Below are 5,089 nucleotides of genomic sequence, written 5' to 3'. Positions count from 1 at the left end.
GCGGGATGGGTAGTGGCCATGGGCGTTGGGGGCTGCGCAGGGGGGGGGGCGTGCGTGGGGCGGGTGCGCGACTGGGGGAGGGGAGAGGGGAGGCAGGTGTGCGGGCGGGCCGTGTGGTGTGAAGGCGTGGAGGGGGAGGCGGGGGGGCGGGGGGGGGGGAGGGGCGGGAGGGGGGGGGGGGAGGGGGGGGCCGGGGGGGGCGGGGGGGCGGGTCAGGGCGACGGGGTCGTCCGGGGAGGAGGGGAGGGGGGAGGGTGAGGGGGAGGGGGGGCCGTCCGCCGGTGCCGTACGACCCTCGTGGCCCTCGTCGTCCGTGAGCATCGGGACCCCGCAGCCGGCCAGCCGGTCGCGCAGGGCCCGGCTCGTCAGCACCGCGCGCGGCGCGCAGTCCTCCAGCATGCCGAGCGTGCGGGCCGGCGGATCGGCCACGTCGAACGCCGCGTGCGCGGCCCCCGCGCAGGCCACGCCCAGCACCGCGGCCACGAACTCGACCGACCGCTCGTGATAGACCGCGACCCGGTCACCGGGCCCCAGCCCCCGGGCCCGCAGCGAGGCGGCCACGGCCAGTACCCGCTCCCGTAACCGCCCGGCACTGATCACCGTGCCGTCGGCACAGACCAGAGCGGCCCGGCCGGGGTCCCGTCCCAGACGTTCCAGCAGCAGCTCGTCGATCCGCTGGGCGGCGCTCGCCGAACCCGCCGTAGCCACCGCCCCCGCCCCGCCCGTCATGCCAGGCCCCAGTGGTCGAGGTTCTCCGCCACCGCCGTGGCCAGTGCCTTCGGTTCGTCCGTCAGGAGCAGGTGGTGGCCCGGGAGCCACACCGTGCGGGTGCGGGGGCCGAAGAGGGACCAGCCGTCGGTGCGTTCCTCCGAGCACAGCTGGTCCTCGTCGCCGAACACGGTCAGCAGGGGGACGCCGGGATCGAAGGGTTCGCGGACGTAGTCCTCGACGGCCCTGATGTCCGCGACGATCGACGGCAGCAGCAGGCCGAGCATCTCCTCGTTCGCGGCCAGCCCGTCCGGTACGCCGCCGAAGTCCCGCAGGATGTCCAGGACTTCGGCACGGTCGCGGGTGAGGTCGACGTCGCGCAGCGGACGCCGGCCGGGGTCGGGCCTCTCGTTCACCGCCCACTGGGACACCACGGCGAGGCCCGCGACCCCGGCGGAGCCCGACCGCCGCAGTGCCTCCAGCGCGATCACCGCACCCGAGCACACGCCGACCACCACCAGGGGCGCCGAACCCGGCAGGTCCCGGATCGTTGCGGTGACGTCCGCGGTGAGGGCGTCGAGGTCGCCCCCGGGCTCCCGGACGCGGGACTCGCGTCCGGGCAGCCGGGCCGTCGCCACCAGCCAGTCGTCCGGCGCGTGCGCGGCGAACGGCTGCCCGCTCGCCCCGCCCGCCCCGGCGTGCGGCACGATCAGCACCCGCAGCACGGCCCGCTCCGGGTCGGCCCCCGCCAGGGTCACATTCCTTGACACCGTCAGCCCGCCCTCTTGTCGTTGTGTCGTTGGTTCAGCCCGCCGAGACGAACTCCGTCAGCGCCCGGGTCAGATACCCGGGGTCGGCCGCCCCGCACATCTCCCGCGAGGAGTGCATGGACAGTCCGGGCACGCCCACGTCCACCGTCGTCACGCCCAGCCGGGCCGCGGTGATCGGCCCGATCGACGTACCGCAGGGCATGGCGTTGTTGGACACGAACCGCTGCCAGGGCACCTCGGCCCGGTCCGCGGCGGCGGCGAACGCGGCATAGCCGGTGCCGTCGGTGGCGTACCGCTGATTGACGTTGACCTTGATCACCGGACCGCCGTTGGGCAGCGGATGGTTGTCCGGGTCGTGCCGCTCGCTGTAGTTGGGGTGCACCGCGTGCGACATGTCGGCCGAGGCACAGATCGTGCCCGCCAGTGCCCGCGCCCAGTCCTCGGCGCCACCGCCCCGCGCGGTCACCACCCGGCCCAGGACGCGCTCCAGGAGCGGGCCCTGCGCCCCGGTCTCGGAGCCGGAGCCGACCTCCTCGTGGTCGAACGCGGCGAGCACCGGGATACGTTCGGCGGCCCCCGGCCAGGACTGCGCGACGGTGGCCAGCGTGGCGGCGCCCGCGTGCACGGAGACGAGGTTGTCCAGCCGCGCCGAGACCAGGAACTCCCGCTCGGCGCCCAGCAGTCCGGGCTTCTGCACATCGTGCAGCATCAGGTCCCAGCCGAGCACCTCGGCCGGGTCGAGCCCGGCGTCGGCCGCGATCCGCCGCAGCAGCGCACCCGGCTCGGGCCGGCCCAGCGCCCAGACGGGCTGGAGCTGGCGCTGCCGGTCGAGGGCGAGGCCCTCGTTCACCGTACGGTCGAGATGGATCGCCAACTGCGGTACCCGCAACAGCGGTTCATCGATCTTGACCAGCTTCGCCGTGCCGTCGCGCAGGGTCAGCCGGCCGGAGACACCGAGGTCGCGGTCGAGCCAGGTGTTCAGTGGGACTCCGCCGTAGATCTCCACGGCGACCTGGCGCCAGCCGGCCGAGCCGGTGTCCGGGGTCGGCTTCACCCGCAGGTTGGGGGAGTCGGTGTGCGTGCCGATGATCCGGAACGGTGTGTGCGCGGGCGCCCCTTCGGGGACGTACCAGGCGAGCAGCGCACCGCCCCGTACGACGAACCGGCCACCGCTGTGACCGGTCCACTCCTCGGTCTCCCGCAGCTCCTCGAAGCCGGCCTTCTCCAGGCGTTGCACGGCCTGCGCCACCGCGTGGTAGGGCGAGGAGGCGGCTTCCAGGAAAGCGAGCAGGTCGTCGTTGTGCGTGGGATCGATGGCCTTGGTCATGCGCTTGTGCCTCTCCGGAGGTGGTGGGGGGCGAGCAGCTCGCCGACCGGGAGGCCGGGGCTGTCGCACAGGTCGTCGAGGACGGACAGGTAGGAGTCGAGGATCCGCTCCGCCGATTTCCTGTCCCACAGATCCGCCGAGTATTCGACATACGCGCGATAGCCCAGCGCCGGATCGCGCCGCGGCGTCAGCCCGAACGTCAGCTCCGTGCGCGCCGCGGGCGGTGCCACGTCGTCGACCTCCACCCCGAGTCCGGGGATCTCGATCTCCACGTCGTCGGTGTTCTGGAAGACCAGCAGGCACGACACCACCTCGGGCACCTCGCGCACGCCCGCCTCCCGCAGCGCCTGCCACACCTCCGCCGTCGGCAGCACGTTCGCCATGGCGGCCAGCGTCTCCGCCCCGGTACGGGCGACCAGTTCGGCGCACGTCTCCTCGGGCCCGACCCGTATCCGCACCGGGATGTTCGTGGACACCAGCGACACCAGCGTCTCGGTGTCGCTGCCGTCCCGGTTGGCGTACGGCACCCCCACCAGCAGGTCCCGCTGTCCGGAGAGCCGGGCCACCGTGACGCCGAGCGCGGCGGCCGCCACGGCGAACGGCGTCACCCGGTGGGCCGTGGCGAACCTCTCGACCCTGCCCCGCAGTTCGGCCGGCGCGTGCGCGCGGACGGTGTCGCCGTCGCCGCTGAGGCTCCCGGAGCGGGGCCGGTCCGTGGGCACCTCCAGACGGGTGGGTACGCCGCTCAGATGGTCGACGAAGTGCGCGGCCCGCCGGGTCCGTTCGGCCCCGCCCCGGCGTTCGAGCTGACGGCGGGCGTGGTCGGCGGGCTGGGCCGAGGGCGCGGGCAGGGCGGGGTCGGTGCCGGACGCGGCGGCCGAGTACAGGGCGGCCAGCTCGGCGAGGAGGACGCCGTGGGACCAGCCGTCGGTGCAGATGTGGTGCACCACGAACATCAGCACCCATTCGTCCGGCGCGACCCGCAGCAGCCGCAGCCGGGGCAGGGTCGGGAGGGTCAGGTCGAAGGGCTCGTCGGCCGCCGCCCGGCAGGCCTGGTCCGAGCGCTGCGCGGCCCGTTCGGCGGGGAGCCGGCTGTAGTCGACGATCCGCAGCGGCGGCGGGGCGACGTCCACGACCTCCTGCCACCAGGTGCCCTCGCCGTCCTGGACGTACCGGGTGCGCAGCGAGTGGTGGCGCCGCACCAGCTCGGTCAGGGCCGTGCGCAGGGCGTCCGTGTCGACGGGGCCGGTGAGGCGGATACGGGTCGGCACGTTGTAGACCTGCGGCCGGGGCAGGGCGGGCTGGGCGGCGAGCATGCGGGCCTGCTGGTCGGTGACGGGGGCAGGGTCCGAGGCCGTGTCGTCATCGTCTCCCGCCGGCGTCCGGACCAGCGCGCCGAGCGCCCCGAGCGTCGGTTCGGCGAAGAAGTCCGCCAGCGAGAACTCGACGCCGAGGGCGTCACGGACCCGGTTGTGCAACCGGATCGCGGCGATCGAACTGCCGCCCAGGTCGAAGAAGTCGGCGGTGTCGGAGAGGTCGTCGGTGCCGAGGACGGAGGACCAGAGGGTACGCAGGGTCGCCTGCTCCCGCGGGGCCGGTCGCGTGTCCGCCACCGTCTCGGCCCGGCCGCCCGCCATGGCCTCCAGCACCCGGTCCAGGTCGGCCAGCAGCCCCCGTACGGTCGACGCTTCGTACAGATCGGCGTCGTAGCGGATCCGCAGCCGTAGCCCCTCGCGGGTGTCCAGGGCCGCCAACGCCAGCTCCAGCGGGGCCGATTCGGTGCCGCCGGGGATCTGTTCGGTGGTGAGTCCGGGCAGCCGGAGCCGGGACAGGGGCGCGCCGTCCAGGTCCGCGGACACCGTCACCAGCGGACGCGGATGTCCACGGTCGGGGTTGAGGGCGGCCAACAGGGCGTCCACGTCCACGTGTTGATGCGCGTCGGCGGCGAACAGCGCGTCCCGGGTGGCTCTTACGGCGTCCCGCAGCCCGGTCGTGCCGGTGAGCGACGCCTTCAGCGGGAGTACGGCGACATGGAAGCCGACGGTGTGCTCGGTACCGGCGCGGCGCCTCCCGAAGGTCGAGCCGACGAGGAACTCGTCCTGCCCGGACCGCTCCCGCAGCACCAGTTGCCAGGCCGTGAGCAGCGTCGCGAACAGCGTCACCCCCTGCCGCCCGCTCCACTCCCGCAGCCGCCCGGCCCGACCCGCGTCCCAGGAGACCTCCTCGGCGGCCCCGCGCCCGGCGACACGACGTCCACGCGGCCGGTCCGTGGGGAGGGCGGGGG

At 74.6% G+C, this 5,089-nt stretch carries 4 protein-coding genes; all 4 read right to left on the bottom strand.

The genetic code is table 11. The features are described from left to right. Positions 1-729, bottom strand: a 729-nt coding sequence (locus HLK59_RS52235) for an AMP-binding protein (RefSeq protein WP_171147989.1), incomplete at its 3' end; no start/stop codon positions are given. Next, positions 726-1,466 carry a thioesterase gene (locus HLK59_RS47980; RefSeq protein WP_171147988.1) on the bottom strand — a complete coding sequence of 247 codons (741 nt, stop codon included), beginning with the start codon at positions 1,464-1,466 and terminating at the stop codon, positions 726-728. The genes HLK59_RS52235 and HLK59_RS47980, both read right to left, overlap by 4 nt. Before the next feature lie 46 nt (positions 1,467-1,512). Continuing rightward, complete coding sequence (locus HLK59_RS47975) at positions 1,513-2,805, bottom strand: M18 family aminopeptidase (RefSeq protein WP_171147987.1); 1,293 nt, start codon at positions 2,803-2,805, stop codon at positions 1,513-1,515. Further along, on the bottom strand, positions 2,802-5,089 hold a 2,288-nt coding region (locus HLK59_RS47970), incomplete at its 5' end, for a condensation domain-containing protein (protein WP_240983065.1). The genes HLK59_RS47975 and HLK59_RS47970, both read right to left, overlap by 4 nt.

The sequence above is a fragment of the Streptomyces sp. S3(2020) genome (assembly GCF_013044505.1).
Lineage (GTDB): Bacteria > Actinomycetota > Actinomycetes > Streptomycetales > Streptomycetaceae > Streptomyces.
This window is presented reverse-complemented; position numbering and strand designations above follow the sequence as displayed.